Here is a 26,970-nt window from a genome sequence, read left to right on the forward strand (position 1 = left end):
CCATGCTCGACTTTGCCAAAGAAGTTCAGATCAGCTTGCCCAAGCTGCGCACCCCCGAGCCGCAACGCAGCGGCACCTTGGTGCGCTTGGTCGGCCTGACACTGGAGACGCGCGGCATCATGGCCCCCTTGGGGGCTTGCTGCGAAGTGATGGGCAAAGAGGGTCACCGCGTCGAAGCCGAGGTGGTGGGTTTCAACGACAAAACCTTGTACCTCATGCCGTTCACCGACCCCGTCGGTGTGGGCCCAGGTGACACGGTGCGCATCATGTCTAACTCTGGGCAAGTGCGTTTGGGCAATGAATTGTTGGGTCGCGTGATTGACGGTCGTGGAGTGCCCATTGATGGCAAACCCATGCCGCATTTGCCCGACCAACTCAGCCTGTTGGGCTGTCCGCTTAACCCCATGGAGCGTGGTCCGATTGAAGAAGTGTTGGATGTGGGCGTCAAAGCCATCAACGGTGCTTTGACCATTGGCCGTGGCCAACGCATTGGTTTGGTGGCTGGTTCTGGTGTGGGTAAGAGCGTGCTTTTGGGCATGCTGACGCGCTTCACCAAAGCCGACATCGTGGTGATCGGTTTGATTGGTGAACGTGGCCGCGAAGTGCAGGCGTTTATCACTGAATCTTTGGGTGCGGAAGGCTTGGCCAAATCGGTGGTCATCGCAGCACCTGCCAACGTGTCACCGGTGCTGCGCCTCAAAGCCACGCACATGACACACGTGATTGCCGAGTACTTTCGCGACCAAGGTAAAAACGTGTTGATGCTGTGCGACAGCTTGACCCGTGTGGCCCATGCGCAGCGCGAAATTGGCTTGGCCATTGGCGAGCCACCGACGGCCAAAGGCTATCCACCTTCGGTGTTTGCCTTGTTGCCCAACTTGATTGAACGGGGTGGTGTGGGCCGTCATGGTCACGGTTCCATCACTTCCATTTACACCGTGCTCGCCGAAGGCGATGACGCGTCAGACCCGATTGTGGACATCGCGCGTGCATCGCTCGATGGCCAAGTCATGTTGTCGCGTCGCTTGGCCGACCAAGCGCATTATCCCGCGATTGATTTGAACGGTTCCATTTCGCGTGTCATGCAATCTTTGGTCAGCCCCGAGGAGTTGAAGCAATCCAACAAACTGCGCCGCTTGTGGTCGGTCTACCAACAAAACGCAGACTTGGTGCAAGTGGGGGCCTACGAAGCGGGCTCTAACCCCGAGCTGGACGAGGCCATCCGCTTGCGCGAGCCAATCTTGGACTTCCTGCGCCAAGACATGGACAAGGGCCAAGACTACGCCATGACGCGTAACCAACTGAGCCACATGCTGTCATGAAGCCACGCGCCGCCTGGCCCGTGTTGGCCAAAAAAGCCAAAGAAAAATGTGAAGAGGCGCAAGCCGAAGTCAACAAAGCACGCGATCGCATCACGCACTTGGTGCAAAGCCGAGAACGCATGCAGCTGCTTTACGCTGACTATGTGACGCGCAGCAAAGCGGCTGAGAGTCGGCCACACAGCATGGCTGAGACACTGAACTTTCGCGCCTTCATGCAGCAGCTGCAAGCGCTGATTGGCCGTGTCAACCTTGACTTGAACGAAGCCAAACATGCGTTTGAGCTGACGCGCCTCAAACTCAAAGCGGCTGAGCAAAAGCGCATTCAAATGGAAACCTTGGTCGAACAAGACATGAAGGCCGTGCGTGACTTTCACCGCAAGCGTGAACAAAAAGAGATGGATGCCGCAGGCATCACCCTCTACAACCTCAAGCACTGACGCCTGCGCGTCAGGCGTTGACCCAGCCGGCTTGTAGCCAATGCCAGTAGTTGGGCTTGAAGGCCCATGGCATCCAGGTGGTTTGGGTTTCGGGTGCAAATACCTGACCTGTGAGGTGGTCTTGCCAAACCTCTTTGGCCCCCACGCTGGCCAATAATTTTTGTGAAAACGCGCTGTCCATGCCTTGCTTGGCAGAGACGTGGTGGCTCCACACATTCAGACCCGCCGGTAACAAGCGCCCATCGGTGGGGCCAGACAACACATCGTGCAAGCTGCCCCAGTTACGTCCTTGGAGCGTCGTTTTGAGTTGCCCCAACTCGCGCTCCACACGCGCTTCATCACGCACGCGGTAGCGGTGTTGGCCCAACACGTTGTCAAACCAAATGCAGGCTTGTGGGTGCTGTTGCAGCAAGTCAGGCAGGGTGGCCAAAGCGTCTTGGCGGTGGTGATGCACGTGCGTGCCTTGCGCCTTCAATCGACGGCCATGACGCCAGTTGAACAACCACGGCGCCAAGGGGTCGATGTCATACGCATCAATGCGCTTGAAGCGTGCCAGCCAGTTGGGCGGCATCATCCAGCCTGCGCTGCCGCCAATCAGCAGCAAGTGTTCAGACTCAGGTTGCACTTGCGCCAAGAACTGCTCGATCAGTTGTAGCGTGGGTTGCCAGCGTTTGCGCGCGTAGTGCGCATGCACGTGCCAGTTCAGGCCACCTGTGCCGCCTGCGTGAATCAAATCACGAACGAAACCCATGCCTTTAGCAAACCAAGCGCATGATTTTGAAGATGGGGGTCTCAGGTGGCACCGGCTCGAAAGGGCCAATCACGCCTTCGGTCGACAAGGCGTCGCCACTCAAGCGCACGCCCGTGTGGTACGACAGCGACAAGGTGCGCACGGTTTGTTCTTTGCAATTGAACTCCATTTGCATGCGCGTGGACTTGAAGTGTTTGCCAGTGGGGGCATGCACTTTGGGTTCGCGGTAGTCCAGCATGGTCCACGCTTTGTGGTTCTCACCTGCGTGCGTGATGTTGTCGGTGTCTACATAGAACGTGCCGATGTCAAACAAACCAATCGCCGTCCATTGCGCGGCAAGCGTGAGGTTACTGGTGAGCACGAGGCTGGCAAGGAGGAGGGCTTTGAGGTGGTGCATGAAATAACTATACCGTGCTGAGAAGCTGGCACGTGCCTTGCAATACCCCTAGAGATAGGCACGTCCAGTGTCAAAAAACCGTCATCGCGCACAGGAAAAACATCATGCAAAGTTTCGATTGGGGTCAGTTCATCGCCAGCACATTCAGCGTGTTGCTGCTGCTGTGCGGCGCCCTGTGGTGGGTCAAGCGCAACCGCGGTTTTTCCGCCAATGGCATGGATGACAAACGCATTCAAGTGCTCGAGGCTTTGCCCTTGAGCCTCAAACACAAGATGGTGTTGATTCAAGTCGACAACCAAATGGTGTTGGCCAGTGTCAGCCCTGCCGAGGTGAAAACCTTGCACGCGTGGACCCAGGAGGCCAGCCATGCTGCGTAAGCCCATCACCAAAAAAATTCTTTATGTCATCTTGGCTTTGCTCTTGGTGGCTTTGGCCTCGTTGCCCATGATGGCGCACGCCCAAGGCATTCCGTTGGTCAACGTGACGGGCGCTGGCAAAGGCGGTCAGCAATACAGCATGAGCCTGCAATTGTTGGGCTTGATGACCACGCTCACGCTGTTGCCATCCATGTTGTTGATGATGACTTCGTTCGTGCGCATCATCATCGTGCTTTCCATCTTGCGCCAAGCCATTGGCACTGCGCAAACGCCGCCCAACACCGTGTTGGTGGGTTTGGCTTTGTTCTTGACCTTCTTCATCATGTCGCCCGTTTTTGAGACGGTTTACAAAGAAGCGATCGGCCCTTACATGAACGGCAACCTCGACTTTGACAAAGCATTGATCAAAGCCGAAGTCCCCGTGCGCGATTTCATGACCAAGCAAACCCGTGAAGACGACATTGCCATGTTCATGCAAATCTCGAATCGCCGTGAGTTGACGGACGCCACGCAAGTGCCGTTCACCACCTTGATGCCAGCGTTCATCACCTCTGAAATCAAAAGTGCCTTCACCATTGGTTTCTTGATCTACATCCCGTTTGTGGTGATCGACTTGATCGTCGCCAGCGTGTTGATGTCCATGGGCATGATGATGTTGTCGCCCATGATTATTTCGATGCCGATCAAGCTCATGCTGTTCGTGCTGATTGACGGTTGGACGCTGTTGATGGCTTCGTTGGCCAACAGCTTTGTGTTTTAAGGAGCCGCATCATGGATAGCGCAGCAGTTGTAGATTTAGCACGCCAAGCCCTGTGGATGACGATGATCATTTCAGGCCCCCTGTTGGGTGTGGGATTGATCGTCGGTTTGGTGGTTGGTATTTTTCAAGCCGCCACCTCCATCAACGAACAAACCTTGAGTTTTATTCCGAAGATTTTGGCCGTCGGCTTGACCATGTCACTGGCGGGCGGTTGGATGATCAACACCATGGTGGACTACACCAAGGGCATCTTCATTCGTATTCCTAGCTTGTTCATGTAACCACGCGCCACCATGAACGCCTCGCTCATTGAAATCCTAGACAAGTTTTTGGTCGTCATTTGGCCCATGCTTCGCTTGTCTGCGTTTCTGGCGTTCACGTCTATTTTTTCAGCGCGTGCCGTCAACATGCGCATTCGCATTTCTTTGGCGTTTGCGATGGCCTTTTTTGTGTCGCAACAAATTGAGATTCCCAAAATCGACCCGATCACAGCCGATGGTTTGATGGAAATCTCACGCCAAATCTTGATTGGTTTGACCATGGGCTTGGTGTTCCAAGTGGCCTCTGCGGCGTTGGTGGTGGCCGGTCAAGCGATGTCGGGCTCTATGGGTTTGTCCATGGCCAACATGGTCGACCCCAACATGGGCAGCGTGCCTGTGTTGTCCCAGTTGTTCAACATCATGGGGACACTGATTTTCTTGGGCATGGGCGGGCACTTGATTGTGTTTGGCTTGGTGATGGAGTCGTTCAAGCTCATCCCGATTGGCCAAGCGTTTTTCAGCCAAGACATGTTGGGCAAGATGATCAACTGGAGTGCCATGATGTTTTTGGGCGCGCTGTTGATCGCGTTGCCCGTGATGATGACCTTGCTGTTCATCAACGTCGGTTTAGGCTTTGTGGCACGTGCCGCACCCAGTTTGAATATTTTTACCGTGGGCTTTCCCGCGCTGATTTTGACTGGCTTCATCGTCATGATTTTTTCAATGGGCAACAACGTGGCCCGCATTGATTGGGTATGGACGCAAGCATTCATGATGCTGCGTTCGTATTTGGGAGGCTGACGTGTCGGAAGAAAGCGGCCAAGACAAAACCGAAGAACCGACGGCGCAGCGGCTCAAGAAAGCCCGTGAAGACGGGCAAATTGCACGTTCGCAAGAGTTGGCACCTGCCGCCATGATGGTGATCGCCACCCTGTTCTTCAGCATGATGGGGCAGTACCTGTTCACCCGCATGAGTGACTTGTTCAAACATCAGTTGCAGTTTGACCGACGCATCACCGACAAACCCGAGTTGCTGCCCGCTATTTTTGGCAGCTCCGTGGTGGACGGTTTTTTGATTGTGTTGCCCTTGCTGGCGATTCTTTATGTGATCGCCGTGTTGTCAACAACTTTGGCGGGGGGCTTTATTTTCTCGCCCAAGATGATCATGCCCAAGTTCAGCAAGCTCAATCCCATGACAGGTTTGGCCCGCATGTTTGGCCCCGAAGCCTTCATCAACCTGGGCAAATCACTGCTCAAGTTTTTGGTGGTGGGTGCCATTTTGTTGGTGTCGGTCATGAACAACTTGCAAGACCTCACACACATCTCGCAAATGGATTTGAACCCCGCCGTCAAAGTGGCTGGCACCATCATTGTGGATTCGTGTTTTTGGCTCAGCCTGGGTTTGGTTTTGGTGGCGTTGGTGGATGTGCCGTTGCAACGCCATCAGCTCAACAAGAAACTGAAGATGACCAAGCAAGAGGTGCGTGACGAGATGAAAAACTCGGAAGGTAACCCCGAGGTCAAGGGCCAAATTCGCCGACGCCAGCGCGAGATTTTGAACAACAAGATGATGGGCAAGGTGAAAGATGCGGACGTGGTCATCACCAACCCAACCCACTTCGCGGTGGCCTTGTCTTACGACCCCATGGGCGACGGTGCGCCGCTCTTGATTGCCAAGGGTGAAGATGGCTTGGCGGCCCGTATTCGTGAGGAAGCCAAAGAGCACAATGTTTATATTTTTGAGGCGCCTTTACTGGCTCGCGCCTTATACTTCACGACCAAGCTGGATCATCCGATTCCAGAGGCGCTGTACCACGCTGTTGCGCAGGTCATTGCCTATGTGTTCAGCCTGAACCAGTCTTATGGTCGTGGCCAGGAAGTGGTCAAACCATCGCCCTCCATTCCGGACGAAATGAAATTCGATTCGAATGGCGCTTTGATGAACTCTTAAGACCCTAGTTTGAGCCCGCATGACAGACATCTACCAAAGCCCCGGTGACCGGTTGCGATTTGAAATACTCCTGAAGTCATTGACCGAAGGCAGTATCAATCTCGCCGTGTTGAGTGACCACGATAGGGTGCTCGACTACTACGGCAGTTTGTTTGAAGAGCGTCTGCGTGCCAAGGGCGAAAACCACATCGAGTGGTGCAGCTCGACCAACTCTGAACGTCTGGTTCAAAAGTTCAACGAAATCCTGTCTGAAATCACGCTGGACCAAGCGCTGGAAAAAGACAAAAAGCATGCGCCGCGTCGCTTCTTGGTGTTCCGCGATTCCATCTTGATGCAAGACTTTGAGCTGCAGCTCTTGGCGCGTTTGGTCAATGGTTTTCCAGCGGGCAACATCAGCGTGATTTTGCTCATCAACAGCGCGGGCAACCACCAAGGCAAGCTCGATGCCTTTGGCAAGAATTTGCTGAAATGGGACGTCGAAACCGAAGCCGGCGAGCCCAAAAAACAACTCACCGATTGGGTCGCCACCACACCCGATCCTGAACCCACGTTGATTGAACCTTCCTTCTTGCCCGAGCCACCCACGCTCAGCGATGAAGTGATCCCCGTTTCAAAGCTGCTCAACCTCCCCACCAAAACCGCTTGGCGTGTGCCCGGCTTTGGCAAAAAGCAAGAGCCCCAATTGGATGCAGAGCCTTTGCCCGCTTTTGTGCCAACGCCATTGCCTGTGCCGCCAACGCCTCCAACCCCGCCAGCGATGCCGGACAGCTCACGCGAACCCGCACTGACCACGCCTGCCCCCTTGGCTGCAGCGGCACCTGCGGTGACAGACGCTGACCTTTTCAAACGCCCTGTGCGCCGCTCGCGTGCGGGTTGGGTGCTGTTGGTGTTGCTCATGTCCATGGCCGCGTTTGGCTTCATGTACAAAGACTTGGTGCTTGAAGAGGCCGAGCTGCTGAAAAAATATTTGCTGCGCGGCACCCCCGCTGTCGCCGCGCCTGATGAGGCTGCCAGCGCTGCGGCTGCTGCTGCTGCAAGTGCCGAGGCTTTGGCCGCTGCCGAGCTCGCCGCCTCGGTGGCGAATGAAGCCGCACGCGTTGCCAGCCAAGCCGAGGAAATGGCTTCTGCCGCCAGTGCAACCGCATCGGTGGCTGCACCCGTGGCGGTGGCCGCATCAGCCCCTGCGCCTGCTGCATCGGCTGAACCTAAGACATCAAAACCCACCGAAAAAGTCGTTGAAAAAGCAGAGGCTAAGCCAGACGCCAATTCAGATGAAGCCTGGGTCAAGCAACTGCCCGCCAACGGCTATGTGGTGCAGCTGGCGGCGATGGATACGACAGAAGACATGCGTAGCTTCCAGCGCAGCAATGTGGCCTATGCCAAGGCCCGCATCATGCGTGCGCGCCACAAAGACACGGGCAAGCGCTATGTCATTTTGGTGGCTGGGCCTTTTGAAACCAAAGCTCAGGCCGATGCTTTCATGCAGTCCAGCCCGTTGCTGGCCAAAGGTTGGTTGCGCAGCACCAAGTCTATGCAAACCCAATTCACAAAGTCCTGACGCGCACGCTAGGAACGAGCCTTATGAGCCAAGAACACGATAAAAGTATTCATTCTGAATCTGCTCCTTTTGAGCCTGGTTATCAGGTTGATTCGTTGCCCAAGATTTCAGTCCCCGATTTGCCCGACGACGCGCAAGGCCTGACAGCTGAAGCCTTGGCACAAGTGCCAACGCTGACCGAACAAGTGGACGACGCGCCCGGCAAAGACCTGGTGGACGGCGCTCCGGCGTCACGGGTGATGCCAGTGGCTGAGCCTGCGGATTCGAACCCTGCTGCGGCCATGGCCGACGAGCTGGCCAGTCCAGCGCCTTCAGAACCCCCTCAAGACACGCCAGTTCAAGCCGATACATGGGTTGAAGAGCTGCACGTCCGCATGGGCAAGCTCACGGACGACATCCAAACACTCAATGTTCGGCTAGACCGACTTGATGAACAAAATAAGGCAAAGGCTTGACATGGCTGAAGAACAAAACACCACGGAAGATGCGGCAGCGCCTGCCGAAGCCATCGTTGATGTCGAGGCAACTGCTGACCGTTTGACCGAGATTGCTTCTCAATCGCTGGACACCAGCGAGGTGGCACGTCAGATTGAAGAGCTGACATCGGTGGTGCTTGACTCCGCCGAGGTGTCGACACGCTCCGCATCGATTGCGGCTGACGTCAGCGCCACCATGCGCGCTGTGGTGTCCAAGATTCAAGAGAACAACCGCCGCAACGTGATGCATTCGCGCATCATGCTGGGCGCTTTTTGCGCGTGTTTGCTGATTGCCATGGGCGTGTTCTTTGCCATCACCTTGAAGATGACCAAATCCATCAAAGAGCTCGACACCATGGTGTATGCCATGGCCAAGCGGGTGATTGAGGTGGATGCCAGCCTAACGGCGATTGGCAAAACCAACTCTGATTTTTCTGAGATCACCGAGAAGCAAGAAGAAGTCATCACCACCCAAACCCAAGTGGCCAAACGCTTGGAAGAAATTGGCAAGAGCATGGCCGCCATGCCCGCCGTGGTGGCGGTGGAAGCCAACAAGTCCAGCGACCTCAAGTTCAAAGACATGCAAAAGCAGTTGACGGGTTTGGAGAGCAAGCTTCAGTCGTTTGACTCCAAGTTGCAATCGGTGGCTGAGAAAGCATCTTCACGCGCACCAGCCCCTGCACCGGCTACGTCGCAAGGCCCCAGCACACAAGTGTTGCTGACCGAAATTCAAAAAATCAAGTCTGACTTGAATGCCGCGGTGCAAGTGCGTGAACGCACGCAAACCGCAGCAGAAGCGACTGCGATCAAGAACATCGAGAAGACCGTGGACAAAGCGGCTGCGGCTGCAGGCGATGCACAGAAAGCGGCTGACAAAGCCGCCCAATCTGCCAAGGCCGCGGCTGATGCACAAAAGGCCGCTGCGGCGTCCGAGAAGGCCTCTGCGGCTGAGCGTTTGGCGCAGCAAAAAGCAGCTGCTGAGCGTGCGGTGGCCATGCGCATGCAGCCTGAAAAGCCAGAAAAATCAGCCGAGCAAATCGCCGCTGAACGTGCGGCCGCTGAAAGAGCTGCTGCCGCCCGTGCTGCCAAAGCTGCAGCCGACAAGGCCGCTGCAGACAAAGCCGCAGCCGCTGAGCGTGCAGCTGAGAAAGCCCGTGCGGCCTCTGCCGCCGCCGCTGCGACTCAACCCGTCATCGTGCGCGAGAAGCCCATTCAATACCCACGCGCCGCGGATTGATCAATCAAGCGGGCTGGACTGCGAAGCTGTTGGCACGGCTGAGTGGCCAGTCGCTGAACACGGCAGGCAACACGCTGACATCGCTTTGCAGCAGGGCATCCGGCGCGATGGTGTCCACCAACTCTGACAAATGTAATGTTTGTGTTTCGCTCACGCGACGCATGATATGGCGTGGTGTGAAGTCGTGCGGTGTTTGCAGGCCCGAGGCTTCCATCAACTCTTGCAAGGCTTCCAGCGTGTGTGAATGAAAGTTGTGCACGCGCTCCGCTTTGCTAGGGACGACCAACGCCATTTGACGTTTGGGGTCTTGGGTGGTGACGCCTGTGGGGCAGTTGCCGGTGTGGCAGGTTTGCGCCTGAATACAACCCAATGCAAACATGAACCCGCGTGCGCTGTTGCACCAGTCGGCACCGAGGGCCAAGGTGCGTGCCATGTCAAAGGCACTCACAATTTTGCCGCTGGCGCCCACGCGAATGGTGTCACGCAAGCCTGCGCCCACCAAGGTGTTGTGGACCAAGCGCAAGGCCTCTTGCAGGGGCATGCCCATGTGGTCAGAAAACTCCAACGGTGCAGCGCCTGTGCCGCCTTCAGCGCCATCGACCACGATGAAGTCGGGTTGAATGCCGCTTTCCAACATGCCTTTGACAATGGCAAACCATTCCCATGGATGACCAATGCACAGCTTGATGCCGACGGGCTTGCCGCCGCTCAAGGTGCGCAGTTGTTGGATGAAGGCCATCAACTCCAACGGAGTTGAAAAGCTGCTGTGCGTGGCAGGCGACACGCAGTCCTGGCCCACCATCACGCCGCGTGCTTCGGCAATTTCTTCGGTCACTTTGGGGCCGGGCAAGACGCCGCCGTGGCCGGGCTTGGCACCTTGGCTGAGCTTGATCTCCACCATCTTCACCTGAGGCGAGCTGACGTTTTCTACAAAACGCTCGGGGCTGAAATGACCCGCCGCATCACGGCAGCCAAAGTAGCCTGAGCCAACTTCCCAAATCAAATCGCCACCGTGTGTGCGGTGGTGACGCGAGATCGAGCCTTCGCCGGTGTCGTGTGCAAAACCACCCAGTTTGGCGCCTTGGTTGAGGGCCAAGACCGCATTGGCGCTCAAGGCGCCAAAGCTCATGGCCGACACGTTGAACAGGCTGATGTCGTAGGGTTGTGTGCAGGCTTGGCCGCCCACTTTCACGCGAAAGTCGTGACCGGCCAACTTGGTGGGGGCGATGGAGTGGTTGATCCACTCATACCCAATGGCGCGTACATCCAGCTGTGTGCCGAAGGGGCGTTTGTCTGAAGCGCCCTTGGCGCGCGAATACACCAAGGTGCGTTGGGCGCGAGAGAAGGGTGAGGCCTCGGTTTCTGACTCTAAAAAGTATTGGCGAATTTCAGGTCGAATGGTTTCGAGCATGAAGCGCAAATGCCCAATGATGGGGTAGTTGCGCAAAATCGCGTGGTGCGATTGCTGTAAGTCGTACAGACCAAGAATGCTGAGAAGCAAAAACAGCGTGGGCCACCAACCACTCAGGCCCATCACGCCTGCACCGAGCAGCGTGAAGATCAGCAAAACCACCGAGGCCATGAACGCTGTGTAGCGCACTGGATAAATCTGATTGAGTTTGTCCAGCATGCGAGGTGCTCCTTGGGCTAAATGGTGTTTATCGTGGGTTCGTCAGTTTGGCAGCGAGTTTAGATTGCGCCAAGGCCGAGACTTCGGCGCGCAAGCGTGCAGAGGACAGTTGTTGGTCCGCGGCATGTTGCACATCAGAGAGGTGCGACAAGATCGTGCCGCGCAAGTCGTGCAAGTCTTGGTCAAGCTTGTGCAAACGCTCTTGCAACTCGCGTTGCAAGGCCATGCGCTGAGTGAGCAAATTCACTTCAGCTGCAATGGTGCGCCATGTTTGTGTGAGCTCATCACTCGGGGCGACGCGCAGTTGTTCAAACAACTCATGGATGAGTGGATCGAAAATGGGCGAGGTGTTCTCGCGCGCGTCTGGGGTTTCGGTCAACGTTGGCACGTTTTCGGGCACCGCCGCTGGCTGCGTGTGAGATTGCAAGATCGCATTGACCTGGCCCCACCCCTCTTCAGGCGAGTACTGCTTGAGTCCTTTGAAGGACAAGAATTGTGGTTCGGAGCTCATTTACTCATCACACCCATGGACATGCGTTTGAGGAATTGCGGGATGCCCATCGACGCAATTTGCGTGGTCTGTTGCGCCTGCTTTGTGGGCATCTCGTCGGGACGGACTTTTTGCATGCGGTGGCGGCCCAAGATGGAGTATTGGCTAGACAGCGTGCTGGATGTGGCCAACAAGTTGTTGCGCTTCACGCCTGCAGCAGGGCTATCAAATGCCGAGGCTGTGTTGCCGCGCATGGCAGGTTGTGTGACGCGGGTGTTGCTGGTGGTTTGGCGCATGCCTTGTGCTGATTCGCGCATTTCACGCGCGGCACACACCGATTGACCAAACTCGTTGAACGACGCACCGCAAGCGTCTTGCAAGTCCATCAAATAGCCGCGCTCAAACATTTCGCGCGCGGTTTGCGCTTCCAAGATCGGGGGGGCGAGCATGAAGCTGACGGGAAAGCGCTGTTTCGAGAACACATCACTTTTGAGCTGATCCGCCTGCACGCGCGTCGGGCAAACCAACAACGTGGGTGGTGTGTGGATGGCCGAGTCGAACACCCAACGGTGACGGCTCAAGAAACCAGCTGTCGCAGCCAGTTCAATTTCAGAGACCGAGGTGGGGACGATCACCAAGTCGTATTCAAACATCAGCTCGCCTGCGATGGAGTCGGTCCAGGTCAAGTCGCAAATGACAACTTCTGTGCTGCTGGCTGCGCGGCGCAAATGCAAGCGGGCATCCAAGATGGGGCGGTTGCCGCCTTGGTCGAGCGGCAAGATGTGGTGTTGCACCACCACGCCAATGTTGGGAGCTCGTGTCAGCCAAGTGCTAGACGAGCCGTGTGTGTCAAAGTCAATCATCGTGACCGTTTGGCCTTGGCGACGCAAATAAGCAGCCAAGTTCGCTGAAACGGTGCTTTTGCCCACGCCACCTTTTTGACTGGTGACCAAAATTTTGAATGTCGACATCTTTTTTATCCTTCGCGCTGGCGCTCAGCGCTGTATTTTTTTATGGAACACCCGCAATTTCTAACGGGGGGATTGAATTTACATGGGGGCCACCACACTGGTCAATGCGCCATTTAGCCGACAAATACAAGATAAATGGGACACCTTTACCTGAATTGAATACTTTTAGGCTTATCCATATAATTAAAAGAATCAAAATTAAGAAGATTACCTATGTTGTTGATTTTTAAAAAGAATATGCAAAGTGTCAAAAAAAACAACACTTCGGGCGGGAAGTGCTATCCGTTAAAATTGGAAGGTTAATTTCTACAAATTGAAAGTCCTCATGTCCAAACGTCTTTTTGCTCTCTTGTCCATCGTGTCAGTTGCTTTGTTGACTGCTTGCAGTTCAACCAAACTGGACAACGTGTCTGATGCCAAAGCATCTTCTTCGGTTGCTTCCGTGGCCGCCGATCACTTGAACCCCAACAGCCTGATCTCTAAAGAGCGCAGCGTGTACTTCGACTTTGATAAGTTCGATATCAAAGCCAACCAAGCCGCTGTGGTTGAGCGTCAAGGCAAATACTTGGCTGCCAACGCTGCTTTGAAAATTCGTGCCGAAGGCAATGCCGACGAGCGCGGTGGCCGCGAATACAACTTGGCTCTGGGCCAAAAGCGTGCTGAAGCTGTGGTGCGTGGTTTGAAAGCCTACGGCGTGAAAGACGGCCAAGTTGAACCCGTTAGCTTTGGTAGCGAAAAGCCTTTGGCCGCAGGTCATGACGAAGCTGCTTGGGCACAAAACCGCCGCGTTGACTTGGCTTACCCAAGCAAGTAATTCGCTGATTAATCGCTGCGGTTGATGCAACTCAACAGCGAAGTCATCACAACACCACCGCGGGCCTCGGCCACGGTGGTGTTGTTACGTGACGTTCCCCAAAAAGGCCTGGAAGTCTTTTTGCTGCGCCGCCACACGGCCTCGGCTGTGTGGGGTGGTGTTTATGTTTTTCCGGGTGGCAAATTAGACGAGGCCGATTGCACGCCTGATTTGCATGCCCATCTCGACGCCTCGCCGCAAGCACTGCACAGTGCCTTGGGTGAGCCCGATTTAGACGTGCACACGGCCGCAGGCTTGTATGTAGCTGCCGTGCGCGAAGTGTTGGAAGAGTGTGGCGTGTTGTATGCCCGCTTGCACGACAGCCAAGCCTTGGCGCATGACGCTGCACAACGCCAACATTGGCAACACGCACTGCATGGCGGTCAAGCGTTTGTCGACGTGTTGCAAAGTGCAGGTTTGCGTGTGGACACGCAGCACTTGGCACCTTGGTCGCGTTGGATCACGCCGCTTCAACCCTCGGTGACCAACAAGCGTTTTGACACCCGTTTTTTTATTGCGGTGTTGCCGCCGGGGCAACACCCCATACACGACAACATCGAAGCCATCGACAGCGTGTGGCTCAGCCCGCGTGAAGCCTTGGACCGTTATTGGGCCGGCGGCCTACCGCTGGCGCCGCCACAAATCATGACCCTGGTGTCGTTGCTGTCACACAGTTGTACAACGGATGTGTTGAACTGTGCCAAACAGCAAACGCCTGCGTTGATTCTTCCTGAACCGTTTGATGACGAAGGCGTGCGCACCCTGTGCTACCCCGGTGATCCGCGTCACTCGGTGGCGCAACGTGCCATGCCTGGACCTACCCGTTTGCGTTTTGTGGCGGGTCGTTTTGAGCCCGTCGGTGGTTTTGAGGATTTTTTATGAACCCGATGTCAGCCTTTGATTTACAGGGCAAAAAAGGTTTGGTGCTTGGCCTCGCCAACGACCGCAGCATTGCATGGGGTTGTGCCCGCCAAGCGCAGGCCATGGGGGCCGAGGTGGTGGCGTCTTGCTTGAACGACAAAGCACGCCCGTATGTTGAGCCGCTCACACAGCCGCTGGGTATAGACCTGCAAACTTGCAATATTGAAACACCAGAAGATTTAGAAAAGCTGGTGGCCTACGCTGTAGCCAAACTGGGTCGCTTGGACTTTGTGATTCATTCGATTGCTTGGGCACCTTTGGCTGATTTGCATGGCCGCGTGGTGGACAGTTCCAGCACGGGCTTTGCTCGGGCCATGGAGGTGTCGTGCCATTCGTTTGCGACCTTGGCCCAGCTGTGTGCCCCACACATGACGCAAGGCGGCAGCATGGTCACCATGTCTTACTTGGGTGCGGATCAAGCTGTGCCGCACTATGGTCTGATGGGGCCGGTGAAGGCCGCTTTGGAATCGCTGGTGCGTTACATGGCGCAAGAGTTGGGCCCACAGGGTGTGCGCGTGCATGCCGTGTCGCCTGGCCCTATCCTCACGCGAGCAGCCTCCGGCATTGAAGCCTTTGATGCGCTCATGCAAAGCAACGTTGCCAAAGCGCCGCTGGGTCGGTTGGTGACCTTGGATGAAATCGCCAACCTCAGCACCTTTTTGTGTACCGATGCTGCCAGTGGCATGACGGGCCAAACGATTTATGTAGACGCCGGCAGCCACGCGGTCAATTGAAGAACACCATGAACGACATCACCGAAACCACGAATGACCCCAACAACGAGTGGCTAGAAAACTACCCTTACGAGAACATCGTGTTGGGGCAGGCAGCGCGCATGGTGCGTACTTTGGCCTTGGCTGACATCCAAGCGTTCGCTGCGGTGTCGGGCGATATCAACCCCGCACATCTGAACCCTGAATACGCCAATGCCACCTTGTTTCATGGCGTGATTGGCCACGGCATGTGGGGCGGTGCTTTGATCAGCAGTTTGTTGGGCACGGTGTTTCCAGGCCCAGGCACGATTTACCTCGAACAAAACCTGCACTTCAGTCGCCCTGTACGAGTTGGCGACACCTTGAACGTGACCGTCACCTGCACGGCCAAAAACGACGAAAAGAAAACCCTGGATCTTGACTGCTTGTTGGTGAACCAAAAAGGCGAGCGTGTGCTTTATGGCATTGCGCGTGTCATGGCCCCGACCGAAAAGTTGCGCATGCCCCGTGTGCATGCGCCACACATCAGCTTGTTTGACCCTGAGCAACGTCATGCCAATTTGTTAGCCATGGGCGCTAATCTTGAGCCTGTGCGTTGCGGTGTGGTGCATCCGTGTGATGCGGATTCACTGCAGGGCGCGATGGATGCCCACCGCGCAGGTTTGATTCATGCGGTGCTCATTGCCCCAGAGAAAAAACTGCGCGCTGTGGCCGCAGAAGCAAGCATTGATTTGACAGGCATCGACGTGATCGATGTCGAGCACAGCCACGCGGCGGCTGAGTTGGCTGCGCAAATGGCGGCAGACAAAAAGCTAGAAGCCTTGATGAAAGGCAGCTTGCACACCGATGAGTTGATTCATGCCGTGGTGTCGCAAAAAGGTTTACGCACGGGCCGACGCATGTCGCATGTGTTTCGCTTTGAAGCGCCCATGTACCCCAAGCCGCTGTACATCACCGATGCCGCGCTGAACATCGCACCGACCTTGGCCGAAAAAGCGGACATCGTGCAAAACGCGATTTTGTTTGCGCAAATCATGGGTGTTGCAACGCCGAAGGTGGCCATTTTGTCGGCGGTGGAAACCGTGAACCCCAGCATTCCCTCCACGATTGATGCGGCTGCTTTGTGCAAGATGGCCGACCGCGGCCAAATCAAAGGCGGCTTGCTTGATGGCCCGCTGGCCTTTGACAACGCCGTGTCCACACATGCGGCTGAAATCAAACACATTGCCTCCGCTGTAGCAGGTCAAGCAGACATCTTGGTCGCCCCCGATTTGGAGTCGGGCAACATGATGGCCAAGCAACTTGAATACCTAGCAGGCGCTTGCGGTTCGGGCGTGGTGTTGGGCGCACGTGTGCCGATTGCGTTGACCAGCCGTGCAGATTCGGCTTCCACGCGCAGTGCTTCTGCGCTGTTGGCCAAGCTGATTGCGCACCACAACCGCACACATTCGGCATGAGCATTCTGTCCGTCAATGCGGGCTCGTCCAGCCTGAAGTTTGCGCTGTACCCCATTGAAGGTGCGGGCATTGGTGAGGCCGAGGTCACAGGCAACATCGAAGGTCTAGAGCCGTCGGGTCAGCCTCGCATCAGCTTTTGCGCCACGGGCCAAAACAAAGCGTCAGCGCCGGTGGTGGTGAAGCCAGAGCAAGATGTGTTTGACACAGCGCTCGACACACTCAAGGGATTGCTGGCCACACGATTCACGCATTTGAAAGTCCAGGCCATTGCCCATCGGGTGGTGCACGGTGGCAGCTATTTCTCGAGCAGCGTGCGCGTCACGTCCGAGGTGCTGACTCAGCTGGCCTCGCTCAATGCCTTGGCACCTTTGCATCAGCCCCATAACTTGGCGGGCATTGAGGCGTTTGCCGAGTCGTTTCCAGACGTCGCGCAGATCGCTTGTTTTGACACCGCGTTTCATCGCACGCTCTCGCCACTCGAAACCACGTTTGCCATTGACCGCCAGCTCACCGAGCAAGGCGTGCGTCGCTATGGCTTTCATGGGCTTTCTTACCAATACGTGACGCAAGTTCTGCAGCGTGAATCCCCCCGCTCCGCGGGCCGCACGGTCATGGCGCATTTGGGCAACGGTGCCAGCGTGTGCGCCACCACGCAGCACCAAAGCCGCGCCACCACCATGGGCTTCTCGGCTTTAGACGGCTTGATGATGGGCACACGCAGCGGCGCGCTCGACCCCGGTGTGTTGCTGTATTTGATGGAACAAGGCTGGGGCCACGACCAAATTCAAAAATTACTTTACAAGCAAAGCGGCTTGTTGGGTGTGTCGGGCGAGAGTGCCGACATGCGCACCTTGCGCGCGTCAAGTGCAGCGGGCTCTGCTGCTGCACGTTTTGCCACCGACTTGTTCGCACACCGCGTGGTGCGCGAAGTGGGGGCGCTGAGCGCCTGTATTGGGGGCCTTGACGTACTGGCCTTCACCGGCGGCATTGGTGAGCACGATGCCGTGCTGCGTCAACAGGTGTGCGATGCTTTGGCTTACATGGGCGTCCATATGGATGCATCACGCAACACCCAAGCCACAGGCGACAGCGTCGTTGCGGTTCACGCCGACAATAGCGAGATTGAGGTGTGGGTGGTCCCCACCGACGAAGGCCGCGTGGCCGCACAAGACGCTTTGGCGTTTCTCTAAGAACTGAATTGAAGGAATCGCGTGAATATCAAAGACGCCATGAGTTGCTTTACCACCGGTGTGACGGTGGTGACGGCGCACACCCAAGGCCAAGACTGGGGCATGACTTGCAACTCGTTCAACACCGTGTCGCTGGATCCCGCCATGGTGTTGTGGAGCGTGCGCAAAAGTTCGCTCAGCCACGAAGCCTTCGTCAAAGCGGGTGGCTACATGGTCAACGTGTTGGGGGCTCAGCAAAAAGACGTGGCACTCAAGTTTGCGCAAGGGACACAACAAGAACGCTTTGCAGACCAAAGCCTAGTGCGTGGCATTCACCAGCATCCGCGTTTAGACGGCGTGATTGCTTGGTTTGATTGCCGCATTGCCCAAGTGGTGTCAGCTGGTGACCATGACATCCTGATCGGTGAAGTGCTCGACTTCGGTGTGCAAGCCGGCCATGGCTTGGCTTATGCACAGCGCAGTTTTGGCGTGCTTTCGCCTCTGGAAGACTAAGCCCGTATGGACATCGTTGTTGCCTGGGCCTTCATCCTTGGCGTGATGTGTTCAATCTCTTTGCTGATCGGTGCTTTGATTGGCATTTACTTCAAGATACCCAAACGCATTGTTGGCTTGATGGCAGCATTTGGTGCCGGTGCCTTGCTGTCGGCTTTGGCCATTGAATTGGTAGCGCCGTCCATTGATGCTTTCATGCAGGCCAGCACGGCTGAAATCCGCGCTCACGAAGTCCGCAATTTTTTCCACCTCGTCGCGGGTGCGTTTGTGGGCGGGATTATTTTTGTGCTGCTTGACTGGGTACTGATTGAGCATGGCGGCTACTTGCGCAAAACTGCGTTTCTGATTTCGAAAATCATGCACGAGCGGGCCCACTTGCCCCAGCACCATACGCAGCCTTTGCCCACGGGGCAAGATCTAGAGAAAAAACACGCCTCACACGACAACGCGGCCGTCGCCATTTGGTTGGGCAACTTGCTTGATGGCTTACCCGAGAGCTTTGTGGTCGGCACGGTGTTGATGGCCACGGTGACGGTCAGCGCTCATGCGGGCACGCCCGTGGTGTTTTGGGAGGTGCTGCCTTACACCTTGTTGGCAGGTTTGTTCTTGTCCAACTTGCCTGAAGCCTTGTCGAGCTCGGCGCAGATGCGCATGCAGGGCATGAGCGTGCAACGCATTTTGATCATGTGGCTTTCTTTGGTGCTGATGACCGGCGTGGCTGCTGCGCTAGGCGCCATCATGGGGGAGTGGGTACCGCACAACGCCATGGTCTTCATCGAAGGCCTGGCCGCAGGTGCCATGCTCACCATGATTTGTGCCGCCATGCTGCCCGAAGCCACGCATTTGGCACCGCCCAACTGGGTTGGTTTGGCCACTTTGAGCGGCTTCTTTTCAGCACTCTTGTTCAAGGTGCTCGAGTAAAGCCGCATGCAAATTGGTTTACAATGCTGCCTTGATTCGGTGGTATAGCTCAGTTGGTTAGAGCGCAGCATTCATAATGCTGATGTCGCAGGTTCAAATCCCGCTACCACCACCAAAATAAAAACCCACAGTTTTGCGACTGTGGGTTTTTTCTTTGTGCCGTCACTTTGAGTGTCAAGTTGACAGGTTCCATGTTGTCTAAAGATTCAGACAGTCTGAGACAGAAAAAGACAGTTTTCAGCCTGTTTTATTGAATGGCAAGTTGTCATTTCAAAGGACAACTGTGGGCGAGTTGATGGGCAAGTAGGTGCCTGACTTCTAACTTGTTCCCCTAGATAAATTTGCGTACCTAAGTGTTCAACTAGTATTCTGAGCACATGCGTGATTTCAGAGAGTTTGAAGCAGCCAACGACACTGAGTTCAAGCCCCAACGCCATCAAACGAGTCAGATCCCTGAGTCAGTCACCCCAATACAAAACTACCCAAGCAAGCTACGCATCTATCTGACGAATGCGAGCCCGTTTTGGCAAGTCAAGTGCTACTTCAAGAACAAGACCTACACAAAGAGTCTCAGAACCACGAATCGCTCAGTCGCAAAGAACGCAGCTAAAGAGTTCTTTCATCACACAGTAGCTGAGATTTACGGTGCGTCATTGACTGAATTGACGCCCAAGCGAGTCAACAAAGAACTGTTGTTCAGAGACTTTGTAGAACCCACACTCGCTGTAGAGCGAGCGAGAGTCAGTCGTGGGGAGTTTTCAAAAGCAAGTCTCAAGACGCTTGAAAACCGTCTGTACAAAACGATTGTTCCCTTTTTCAAAGACAGAAGCATCAAAGATGTTGGGTACTCAGACATTTCTAGATTCGTTCAGTTGTTGAGCAATGAAGAGCACTCAAACATCACGATTCATCAGTACTTAGTCTGTGTTCGCAAAGTCTTGAACCATGCGTATGAGACAGATGTGATTCAGCAAATACCCAAGTTCCCAAGCTGGCATTCCCCCAAACCTCTAGACACTTTTCATAGCGCAGTTTGACGCTGCCGCTCGAACTCATAGGGGCTGAGTTGATCGAGGTGCTTATGGCGTCGAACTCGATTGTAGAAACCCTCGATGTAATCGAAGATGTCCGACTTAGCTTCAGCCCGAGTTTGGTAAATCCGCTTCTTGATTTGTTCGCTCTTCAAATTACTGAAGAACGATTCAGCAACCGCGTTATCCCAGCAGTTGCCTCGACGGCTCATGCTCGGGCTCAGTCGGTTGTCTTTGCACCAGCGGTTGAACTCATCGCTGCCAAATTGGCTACCCTGGTCAGAATGGATGATCACTGAGTCCTTTGGCCTTCTGCGCCACACCGCCATCGTCAATGCATCCAGCACCAAGCTCGTCTGCATGCGTGGGCCCATACTCCATCCCACCACCGCACGCGAATGCAAATCTAGTACAGCCGCCAAATACAGCCACCCTTCATGTGTGCGGATATACGTGATGTCCGTCACCCAAGCTTGGTCGGGTTCGTCGTGTTGGAACTGGCGCTGCAACTGGTTGGGCGCAACCAATGAAGGCTTGCCCACTTTGTACCTAGGGCGTTTGTAGCCTCGAACTGATTTGATTTGAGCCACACGCATCAGCCGCGCCACACGGTTTTCGCTACAAGCCACGCCAGCTTCACGCAGGTCACAGAAGATGCGCGGACTGCCGTAGATGCCCATGCTCTGGTCGTAGAACTCTTTGATCTTTGCCGTCAACACCTCATTGGCTCTTGCCCTTGCTGAGAGCGGCTCATGCAGCCAAGCGTAGTAGCCGCTGCGGTGAACTTTGAGAACGCGGCACATGCTGGTGAGTTTGAATTCGGATCGGTGGGCTTGAATAAATGCGTACTTCACCCGGACTGCTTTGCAAAGTACGCGGCGGCCTTTTTTAGGATATCGCGCTCCTCGGTAGTGCGTCTTAGCTCAGCCTTGAGCTTGGCCATCTCGGCTTGCAGCACCTTTAGATCGTTGGTAGATGGTTCATCAGCCTTTTTGAACTTACTGACCCACGTGTACAGAACACCTTCAGCAATGCCTAGTCGCTTGGCTACATCGACAACCGAGTGGCCTTTATCGATGACTTGTTTGACTGCCTCGTCTTTGAACTCAGGGGCATATTTCGCTCGTTGCATTTGCAATTCTCCATTTCAGTTTTGACATCATATTTGTCTACTGATTTGGGGGAATGCCAGCCCGGGTTCAGTGAAGCGTATGCGGCGCTTGAGCAGGTGAAACATCCCCCATCCCTGCCTTCCCCGAAAGGGGAAAGGAGTGTTCAGCCGGTTGCAACTGGCGCCTGCACGGTTAAGCAACAGAAAGTGCTTGAAGATGACACTAAGTAAAAAATTCAAGCCCTTTGTGACCGCGCCCGCGGTTCGTGATCGGCCATTGGCTCAGACGCTGATGCGCTCTATCAGCTCGGCGCGGGCCGTGGTCTCGCGTGCATCGCCGGACAGCGTGATCTGGCCGCGCTCAACCAAGTAAAAGCGGTCAGTTAATTCCAGTGCCAGATGCACGTTTTGTTCGACTAGCACGATGGCGATACCGTCTTGCGTCAGCTCGCGCATCAGGCGAAAGAGGTCCTCCACGATCATCGGCGCCAGGCCTTCGGTGGGCTCGTCTATCAGCAGTAGCTTGGGCGCCCCGCTCAGCACCCGGGCGATGGCCAGCATCTGCTGCTCGCCACCGGACAGTGTGGTGCCCATCTGGCGGCGCCGGTCGGCCAGTCGCGGGAATCGGGTGTAGGTGGCTTCGAGCTTGCGCTGGCGTTCAGCGCGGCTCATGCCGGGGGCCTGCATAAAGCCAAGGCGAAGGTTTTCCTCCACCGTCAGGCCCGGAAATATGCGCCGGTCTTCAGGGACCAGGCCGATGCCCTGACGGCTGATCTGCTCGGCCGGGATGCCGGCCAGCGGGCGGGATTCAAAGTGAATGTCACCTTGCGATGGTTGGACCCAGCCGGCGATGGTCTTCATCACCGTGGTCTTGCCCACGCCATTGCGGCCAAACAGGCCAACTACTTCGCCCGGCTCGACGCGCAGGTCGATGCCTTGCAGCACATGGCTAAGGCCATAGTGAGTATGTACATCACGCAGTTCTAGCATGCTGATTTCCTATTTATGTTCGCCAAAGTAGGCCGCCTGGACGCTGGCATTGCCGCGTACCTCAGCGGGTGTGCCTTCGGCCAGTTTCTGCCCCTGGTGCATCACCACGACGTGGTCCGACAGGTTCATCACCAATTCCACGTCGTGCTCGACCAGCAGGATGCTCAGGCCGTGCTCGGTTGCCAGACTGCGGATCAGCGCCTCGGTCTCCTGGGTGTCGGCATGGCTCATGCCTTGGGTAGGCTCGTCGAGCAGCAGCATGCGTGGGCGCGCGGCCAGCGCGACGGCGATTTCCAGTCGGCGCTGCTCGCCATGGGAGAGGTAGCCGGCCAGCGCATCAGCTTGGGCCTGTAGGTCGAACTGCGCAATTAACTCGTCTACCCTGGCCCCGGCGCTGGACGATGAGCCCACGGGGCGCAACCAGCCCTGGCCCTGCTCCAGGAACTGGGCTGCCAATCGCAGGTTCTCGCGTACCGGCAGCTCAAAAAACAGATTGGTGATCTGGAACGAACGGGCCAGCCCGGCGCGCAGCATGCGGTCGGGTGATGCGCCTGTGACGTCCTCGCCTTCAAAGAGCACATTTCCGGTCGAGGGCGCGATCGCCCCGCTGATCAAGTTGAACAGGCTGCTTTTGCCGGCGCCGTTGGGGCCGATGATCGCAGTGATCTTCCCGCGCTGGGCGTCCAGACTGACGTCGTTGACTGCTTGCAGCGCGCCGAAGCGCACCCCTAAACCACGCACACTCAGTATCGGCTGCATCAGCGCTCTCCCTTGTTGCGGGCGTCCAGCCTGCGTTGTAGTAGCGGCGTCAGGTAGCCCATCAGACCGCGCGGAAACATGATCACCACCACCACGAACAGCAGACCGATGACGATATGGTGGTGTGCGGTGTAGGAGCCCACGACCGAACGCAGCCCCGTGAGCAGGGCTGAGCCGTACAGCGGCCCTACCAAAGTGCCGGTGCCACCGACGATGACGTTGATCACCGCATTGCCTGATACTTGGAAGAACATCAGCTCGGGAGAGACGAAGCCGCGCAGCATCGGGTAAAGCGCGCCACTGAGCCCGGCGATGCAGGCTGCCCCCACAAAAGCCATCAGCTTGAAGCGCCAAGTGGCAAAGCCCAGAAAGGCCACGCGGTGCTCGTTGGTGCGAATGGCTGAGAGCTGACGCCCTAGCGGCGTGTCCATCAGGTAGCGCAGCCCGGCGTACAGCGCGAAGATCGCCGCCAGCGTGACCAGAAAGAAGCCACCGGGGTGGCCCGAATCCAGGCCTGGCGCTATGACGGCCGCGGGCACGCCGATGATGCCGTCCGAGGCTCCGAGCTCGCGGGTGTTAAACACCACCTTGGAGACCACCTGGGCCAGCCCGAAACTAATGAGCGCAAAGTAAACGCCCTTGGCGCGAATTGCGATGATGCCGCCCACCAGACCGGCCAACGCGCTAGCAGCCAGGGCTACGCTCAGGGCCAGCCAGAACGAGGCGTGCCACTCCTTGAGTACCAGCGCTGAGACATATGCGCCCAGACCGAAGAACAGCGCCTGGCCCAGTGGCAGCAGACCCACGCCGCCGAGCAGCAGGTCAACTGAAAGTGCCAGCCCGCCGAAAATAAGAGCCTCTGTGGCCAGACGCAGAAAAAATACATCGCCTAACAACAGCGCCACTGCGGCAAAGCCCAGCGCGCCTACAAAAAAGACGATGGCCAGCAGGCGTACTGCCGGCGTGGAGGTGGCACTGTCATGCATGACCGAGCTTTCCGAAAAGTCCCTGAGGACGCCACATGAGCACCAGCACCATGATGCCGAACAGCAGAGGGTCGTTCCACACAGGGGAAATGAACAAACTGGAGATGGACTGGATCTGCGTGAGCAGCAGACCAGAGAGCACCGCACCCTTGATCGAACCCATGCCGCCGATGATGACCACGCTGAAGGCGATCAATACGAAATCGCGGCCCATGGTGGGGAACACCGAGTAGATCGGCGCCAGCAGTACCCCCGCGATGCCGGCCAACGCCACGCCAAAGGCGAAGGTGGAAGCGTAAACGCGCGAGACCGGCACACCCAGCGAGGCGCTCATGTGGCGGTCGAACGCCGCCGCACGAACGATGGCGCCCAGCGATGTGCGGAACACCAGCAGCCAGACCGCGGCAATCAGCAGCCCGCCGACTGCCATCACGAACAGCCTGTAGTTCGGAAAGAAAAGGCCTACGACCTCGGTGGCGCCCTGAATTGGCGTCTCTAGGCGCAGCGGGTTAGCCCCGAAGACAATCTTGAGAACATCCTCCAGCACGATTGCCACACCGAAAGTCAGCAACAGCGTGAGCGTGTGCCTATCCTTGCTGTGAAAGACGCGCTGGATCAGCCCCCGCTCGGTGACATAGCCTAAGACAGCCATCACTATGGGGGTGAGCGCCAGCGCCCACCAGAACGACAGCCCCAGGCCCAGCAAGGCCACGGCGAGGTAGGCGCCGATGGCGTAGAACTCGCCGTGCGCCATGTTGATGACATCCAGCAATCCAAAGATGATGGTCAAACCCAGCGCCATCAGCACCACCGCCACGCCGATGGACAGGCCATTGATCATCTGAGGCGCAAGTACGAACTGAAGCCATTCGAGGGCGTCGATCATTGGGAAAGTCCTCAGAACTTGGTGCAGGTATCGGGGCCGATAGCGGCGTTGGCTGCCACTTTGCCGACGATCTCGAACTTGCCGCCGTTCACGCGTACCGCGTACATGTCCTGCATGGCCTGGTGGTCACCGGCACGCATGGTTTTTACGCCCTGCGGAGTGGCCCACTGCAGGCCACGCATCGCTGCGCGTACCTGGTCTGTTTCGGTGCTCTTGGCTTTTTCGACTGCCGCTTTGTAGAAGAAAAGTACGCCGTAGCTGTCGGCGCCATACAGATCAGGCTGGACTTTGTTGGCTGCTTCAAAGCTGGCGACGAACTTCTTGTTCTCGGGGCTGTCGATGTTGGGCGAGAAGCCCACACCGGTCACAAAGCCGTCAGCCGCTTTGCCAATGGCCTGCAGGTTCTGTGAGGTCACCGTGCCCGAGGCGCCCACCACCTGCACATTGCGGTTCAGACCGAATTCGGCCATCTGGGTAAAAAGACGTACCGTGTCGTTGCCGGCTACCGAAGTGTAGACCACCGTCGGACGGGCTGAGCGCATCTGGCCGAAGAAGGGTGAGTAGTCCTTGTTGTCCAGAGGAGCGAAAACTTCACCCACAGTCTTGGCGCCCTTGCCTTCGGCGGCCGATTTAAAGGCCGCCACGGTGCTGCGACCCATCTCGTAGTCAGGACCTAGATAAAACACATTGGCGTTGGGCTTGGTGGCAGCCATCCAGTCGGCCAACGCGGCCGACTGCATGCCGGCGCGGGCGTTCACACGGAACACATTGGGCGAGCACTTGTCTCCGGTGATCGAGTCAGCAAAAGACACGGTCGTGGCAATCAGGCGGTTGTTGCGTTCGGCCACTTGGCCCACGGCCAGCGTGGAGCCGGAGTTCACGGTGCCAGTCAGAAAGTCAACCTTGCCGACCTGGAATAGCTTTTCAGCCTTTTGCACAGCGACGGCTGGATTGGCTTCCTCATCCTCATAGACCAGTTCAATAGATCGGCCCATCACGCCGCCGCCAGCGTTGATTTCCTTGGCGGCCAGGTCCAGGCCCCACTTCACCTGCTGGCCAATGCCGGCATAGGTGCCCGACAACGGCGTGACCACACCAACGCGGATAGGACCCGTCTGGGCTTGAGCGGCGACGCTGACGGCGGCGGCGATCAAGGCGGGAATTAGTTTTGTTGTCATCTCTAGTCTCCTTCGGTTTTGTTTTCAGGTTGGGAAAAATAGTCGCCGGCTCACAGGCCGACGAACTTCGGGGCGCGCTTGTCATGGAAGGCTTCGACGCCTTCACGAAAATCTTCGGAACTACGCAGGCGCGAGTAGCAATGTCCCTCGAGCTCAATGGCCACGGTCAATGGCGAATCCTCTGTGTCGTTGAGTAGCTTCTTGGCGGTGCGCTGGGCCAGTGGCGAGAAGGATCGCAGCTCATCAACGAGTTGGTCGGTGGCCTGCTCCAGCTCTGCATCAGGCACCAAGGCGGTGGCCACGCCCCACTCATAAGCCTGTTGGCCGAGGATGCGGCGCGAGCGCATCACGATGTCCTTGGTGCGGGTGATGCCCACCATTTTTTGCAAACGTGCCGAGCCACCGGAGCCAGGGATCTGACCCAGCTTCTGCTCAGGCAGCGCGTACAGCGTTGTCGGGGTGACCAGGCGGAAGTCACAGGCCAGAGAGATCTCGAAGCCCACACCAAAGCAGTAGCCACGGTTGGCCGCGATCACCGGCTTGCTGCAGCGCGCCGGTGCAGCGATGTTCCAAGCCAGCTTGGCCACGTGCTCAGGCGTGGCTTCCAGGAAGCCCTTGATATTGCCGCCGCTGGAAAAATGATCTCCTTCTGAGCGCAGCACAATCACGCGCACCGCGTCGTTGGCATCCAGCGCCTCGAAGGTAATGCGTAGCTGCTCGCGCTGCAGCATGCTGATGACGTTGAAGGGCGGACGGTTGAGCACGATGTCTGCTCGCTCGCCTTTAGCGTCAATCTCGACGCGAAAGCCGTCAAGCTCGCTGCTCAGTGTAATGGCGGGGTGTTGCAAGTCGGAGAGATTCATGA

30 protein-coding genes and 1 tRNA gene are annotated in these 26,970 nt (G+C 56.6%); 19 read left to right on the forward strand and 12 right to left on the reverse strand.

Going from position 1 to position 26,970, the window contains the following annotated elements:
• The first annotated feature begins 2 nt into the window (after window positions 1–2).
• Complete coding sequence (locus tag B9Z44_RS09795) at window positions 3–1,322, forward strand: FliI/YscN family ATPase (protein ID WP_108402325.1); 1,320 nt, start codon at window positions 3–5, stop codon at window positions 1,320–1,322.
• The gene (locus tag B9Z44_RS09800) at window positions 1,319–1,759 is read left to right on the forward strand and encodes a flagellar export protein FliJ (RefSeq protein ID WP_108359686.1); all 441 of its coding nucleotides are present in this window, start codon (window positions 1,319–1,321) and stop codon (window positions 1,757–1,759) included. Before B9Z44_RS09795 ends, B9Z44_RS09800 begins: the two co-directional genes overlap by 4 nt.
• Before the next feature lie 10 nt (window positions 1,760–1,769).
• Here the strand turns inward: B9Z44_RS09800 and B9Z44_RS09805 are convergent, their stop codons facing one another.
• Entirely contained in the window at window positions 1,770–2,510 is a 741-nt protein-coding gene (locus B9Z44_RS09805; RefSeq protein WP_108402326.1) for a hypothetical protein, read from the reverse strand.
• A 4-nt stretch (window positions 2,511–2,514) separates the two neighbouring features.
• The gene (locus tag B9Z44_RS09810; protein WP_108359684.1) at window positions 2,515–2,907 is read right to left on the reverse strand and encodes a surface-adhesin E family protein; all 393 of its coding nucleotides are present in this window, start codon (window positions 2,905–2,907) and stop codon (window positions 2,515–2,517) included.
• 104 nt (window positions 2,908–3,011) lie between these two features.
• Here B9Z44_RS09810 and B9Z44_RS09815 point away from each other — a divergent pair, with 104 nt between their 5' ends.
• From B9Z44_RS09815 to B9Z44_RS09850, 8 genes are read left to right on the forward strand one after another with little or no spacing between them, the layout of a single operon-like run.
• Window positions 3,012–3,284, forward strand: a complete 273-nt coding sequence (locus B9Z44_RS09815; protein ID WP_108359683.1) for a flagellar biosynthetic protein FliO — start codon at window positions 3,012–3,014, stop codon at window positions 3,282–3,284.
• On the forward strand, window positions 3,274–4,044 hold the full coding sequence (gene fliP / locus B9Z44_RS09820) for a flagellar type III secretion system pore protein FliP (protein WP_108359682.1): 771 nt from the start codon (window positions 3,274–3,276) through the stop codon (window positions 4,042–4,044). The genes B9Z44_RS09815 and fliP overlap by 11 nt, the downstream gene beginning before the upstream one ends.
• Window positions 4,045–4,055: 11 nt before the next feature.
• The gene (fliQ, locus tag B9Z44_RS09825; protein WP_108359681.1) at window positions 4,056–4,325 is read left to right on the forward strand and encodes a flagellar biosynthesis protein FliQ; all 270 of its coding nucleotides are present in this window, start codon (window positions 4,056–4,058) and stop codon (window positions 4,323–4,325) included.
• A gap of 12 nt (window positions 4,326–4,337) precedes the next feature.
• Window positions 4,338–5,105, forward strand: a complete 768-nt coding sequence (gene fliR / locus B9Z44_RS09830; protein WP_108359680.1) for a flagellar biosynthetic protein FliR — start codon at window positions 4,338–4,340, stop codon at window positions 5,103–5,105.
• 1 nt (window position 5,106) lies between these two features.
• A complete protein-coding gene (flhB, locus tag B9Z44_RS09835; protein WP_158268563.1) occupies window positions 5,107–6,255 on the forward strand; it encodes a flagellar biosynthesis protein FlhB in 1,149 nt (382 codons plus the stop codon).
• Window positions 6,256–6,274: 19 nt separating this feature from the next.
• The gene (locus B9Z44_RS09840) at window positions 6,275–7,813 is read left to right on the forward strand and encodes an SPOR domain-containing protein (protein WP_108402327.1); all 1,539 of its coding nucleotides are present in this window, start codon (window positions 6,275–6,277) and stop codon (window positions 7,811–7,813) included.
• 23 nt (window positions 7,814–7,836) lie between these two features.
• A complete protein-coding gene (locus tag B9Z44_RS09845; RefSeq protein ID WP_108402328.1) occupies window positions 7,837–8,268 on the forward strand; it encodes a hypothetical protein in 432 nt (143 codons plus the stop codon).
• Window position 8,269: 1 nt separating this feature from the next.
• Window positions 8,270–9,526: a hypothetical protein gene (locus B9Z44_RS09850; RefSeq protein ID WP_108402329.1), complete on the forward strand. Its 1,257-nt coding sequence runs from the start codon at window positions 8,270–8,272 to the stop codon at window positions 9,524–9,526.
• Between the two features lie 4 nt (window positions 9,527–9,530).
• Here B9Z44_RS09850 and B9Z44_RS09855 read toward each other — a convergent pair whose 3' ends face one another.
• Genes B9Z44_RS09855 through B9Z44_RS09865 form a run of 3 tightly spaced genes read right to left on the reverse strand, consistent with a single transcriptional unit; the run spans window position 9,531 to window position 12,617 of the window.
• Window positions 9,531–11,156 (reverse strand): FMN-binding glutamate synthase family protein, encoded by a 1,626-nt coding sequence (locus B9Z44_RS09855; RefSeq protein ID WP_108402330.1) that lies wholly within the window; start codon window positions 11,154–11,156, stop codon window positions 9,531–9,533.
• Between the two features lie 28 nt (window positions 11,157–11,184).
• Entirely contained in the window at window positions 11,185–11,667 is a 483-nt protein-coding gene (locus B9Z44_RS09860) for a hypothetical protein (RefSeq protein WP_108402331.1), read from the reverse strand.
• A complete protein-coding gene (locus B9Z44_RS09865) occupies window positions 11,664–12,617 on the reverse strand; it encodes a ParA family protein (RefSeq protein WP_108359673.1) in 954 nt (317 codons plus the stop codon). Before B9Z44_RS09865 ends, B9Z44_RS09860 begins: the two co-directional genes overlap by 4 nt.
• 325 nt (window positions 12,618–12,942) lie before the next feature.
• Here B9Z44_RS09865 and pal point away from each other — a divergent pair, with 325 nt between their 5' ends.
• The 9 genes from pal (at window position 12,943) to B9Z44_RS09910 (ending at window position 20,201) form a co-directional block, all read left to right on the forward strand.
• The gene (gene pal, locus B9Z44_RS09870) at window positions 12,943–13,431 is read left to right on the forward strand and encodes a peptidoglycan-associated lipoprotein Pal (protein ID WP_108359672.1); all 489 of its coding nucleotides are present in this window, start codon (window positions 12,943–12,945) and stop codon (window positions 13,429–13,431) included.
• 24 nt (window positions 13,432–13,455) lie between these two features.
• Window positions 13,456–14,352, forward strand: coding sequence for an NUDIX hydrolase (locus tag B9Z44_RS09875; protein WP_108402332.1), 897 nt, complete (start codon window positions 13,456–13,458; stop codon window positions 14,350–14,352).
• 5 nt (window positions 14,353–14,357) lie between these two features.
• Entirely contained in the window at window positions 14,358–15,125 is a 768-nt protein-coding gene (gene fabI / locus B9Z44_RS09880) for an enoyl-ACP reductase FabI (RefSeq protein ID WP_108402880.1), read from the forward strand.
• A gap of 8 nt (window positions 15,126–15,133) precedes the next feature.
• Window positions 15,134–16,561, forward strand: a complete 1,428-nt coding sequence (locus B9Z44_RS09885) for a bifunctional enoyl-CoA hydratase/phosphate acetyltransferase (protein ID WP_108402881.1) — start codon at window positions 15,134–15,136, stop codon at window positions 16,559–16,561.
• On the forward strand, window positions 16,558–17,751 hold the full coding sequence (locus B9Z44_RS09890; protein ID WP_108402333.1) for an acetate/propionate family kinase: 1,194 nt from the start codon (window positions 16,558–16,560) through the stop codon (window positions 17,749–17,751). Before B9Z44_RS09885 ends, B9Z44_RS09890 begins: the two co-directional genes overlap by 4 nt.
• A gap of 21 nt (window positions 17,752–17,772) precedes the next feature.
• Complete coding sequence (locus tag B9Z44_RS09895; protein ID WP_211308702.1) at window positions 17,773–18,243, forward strand: flavin reductase family protein; 471 nt, start codon at window positions 17,773–17,775, stop codon at window positions 18,241–18,243.
• 6 nt (window positions 18,244–18,249) lie between these two features.
• Window positions 18,250–19,164, forward strand: coding sequence for a ZIP family metal transporter (locus tag B9Z44_RS09900; protein ID WP_108402334.1), 915 nt, complete (start codon window positions 18,250–18,252; stop codon window positions 19,162–19,164).
• Window positions 19,165–19,202: 38 nt separating this feature from the next.
• Window positions 19,203–19,279, forward strand: a tRNA-Met gene (locus tag B9Z44_RS09905).
• Window positions 19,280–19,541: 262 nt separating this feature from the next.
• Window positions 19,542–20,201, forward strand: coding sequence for a phage integrase SAM-like domain-containing protein (locus B9Z44_RS09910; protein WP_108402335.1), 660 nt, complete (start codon window positions 19,542–19,544; stop codon window positions 20,199–20,201).
• On the opposite strand, the gene B9Z44_RS09915 is transcribed toward B9Z44_RS09910, so the two are convergent.
• The 7 genes from B9Z44_RS09915 to B9Z44_RS09945 form a co-directional block, all read right to left on the reverse strand.
• Window positions 20,186–21,327 (reverse strand): IS3 family transposase gene (locus B9Z44_RS09915; protein ID WP_211308669.1). Its coding sequence is split into 2 segments (ribosomal slippage): window positions 20,186–21,081 and window positions 21,081–21,327, totalling 1,143 coding nucleotides; the frame shifts between segments, so codons are not numbered across the junction. The two genes, B9Z44_RS09910 and B9Z44_RS09915, sit on opposite strands and share 16 nt — an antisense overlap.
• Window positions 21,328–21,588: 261 nt before the next feature.
• Entirely contained in the window at window positions 21,589–22,296 is a 708-nt protein-coding gene (locus B9Z44_RS09920) for an ABC transporter ATP-binding protein (protein WP_108402336.1), read from the reverse strand.
• 9 nt (window positions 22,297–22,305) lie between these two features.
• Window positions 22,306–23,055: an ABC transporter ATP-binding protein gene (locus B9Z44_RS09925; RefSeq protein ID WP_108402337.1), complete on the reverse strand. Its 750-nt coding sequence runs from the start codon at window positions 23,053–23,055 to the stop codon at window positions 22,306–22,308.
• Entirely contained in the window at window positions 23,055–24,041 is a 987-nt protein-coding gene (locus B9Z44_RS09930) for a branched-chain amino acid ABC transporter permease (protein ID WP_108402338.1), read from the reverse strand. The genes B9Z44_RS09925 and B9Z44_RS09930 overlap by 1 nt, the downstream gene beginning before the upstream one ends.
• Window positions 24,034–24,927: a branched-chain amino acid ABC transporter permease gene (locus B9Z44_RS09935; protein ID WP_108402339.1), complete on the reverse strand. Its 894-nt coding sequence runs from the start codon at window positions 24,925–24,927 to the stop codon at window positions 24,034–24,036. The genes B9Z44_RS09930 and B9Z44_RS09935 overlap by 8 nt, the downstream gene beginning before the upstream one ends.
• Before the next feature lie 11 nt (window positions 24,928–24,938).
• Window positions 24,939–26,105, reverse strand: coding sequence for an ABC transporter substrate-binding protein (locus B9Z44_RS09940; RefSeq protein WP_108402340.1), 1,167 nt, complete (start codon window positions 26,103–26,105; stop codon window positions 24,939–24,941).
• A gap of 50 nt (window positions 26,106–26,155) precedes the next feature.
• Complete coding sequence (locus B9Z44_RS09945) at window positions 26,156–26,968, reverse strand: enoyl-CoA hydratase/isomerase family protein (protein ID WP_108402341.1); 813 nt, start codon at window positions 26,966–26,968, stop codon at window positions 26,156–26,158.
• Between the last annotated feature and the right edge of the window lie 2 nt (window positions 26,969–26,970).

The sequence above is a fragment of the Limnohabitans curvus genome (assembly GCF_003063475.1).
Lineage (GTDB): Bacteria > Pseudomonadota > Gammaproteobacteria > Burkholderiales > Burkholderiaceae_C > Limnohabitans > Limnohabitans curvus.